Origin of the sequence: Sphingomonas sp. 37zxx (assembly GCF_000786205.1) — a bacterium.
Taxonomy (GTDB): Bacteria; Pseudomonadota; Alphaproteobacteria; order Sphingomonadales; family Sphingomonadaceae; genus Sphingomonas.
This window is the reverse complement of the sequence record NZ_JROH01000141.1, coordinates 1-329: the sequence shown is the minus strand read 5'-3', so window position 1 is coordinate 329 and position 329 is coordinate 1. Positions and strand designations below refer to the sequence as shown.

Annotated in this window: 2 pseudogenes; both read right to left on the bottom strand. The window is 70.5% G+C overall.

Going from position 1 to position 329, the window contains the following annotated elements:
- Window positions 1–217, bottom strand: a pseudogene (locus QU44_RS17130) (hypothetical protein); the annotation flags it as partial.
- Window positions 193–329, bottom strand: a pseudogene (locus QU44_RS18605) (serine/threonine protein phosphatase); the annotation flags it as partial. The pseudogenes QU44_RS17130 and QU44_RS18605, both read right to left, overlap by 25 nt.

Below are 329 nucleotides of genomic sequence, written 5' to 3'. Positions count from 1 at the left end.
GCAGGTCGGGGGTGAGCGGGTCGGGGGCGGTCAGCAGGGCGACCGCGCCGTCGTGCAGATATAGCGAGGTTGCGCCGCCAAGCGCCGCATTGGCTTGCGCGATTGCCGCTGCCGCGCGCCAGCGTTGCGGCTTGGTGGCGATCAGGATGATCGCCAGCCCGCCCGGCGGCGTTGGCCGCCCCGCCGTGGCGCTTAGTCCAAGGTCGACAGGAACCATCGCTCATTTCCATCGAGGCCGATCGCGGTAAGCCGGCCCGAGGCATAGGCACCGGTATCGATACCGATCCGCCAGGGCCGCTCGTCGACCGCCTCGGTCACGGTGTGGCCGT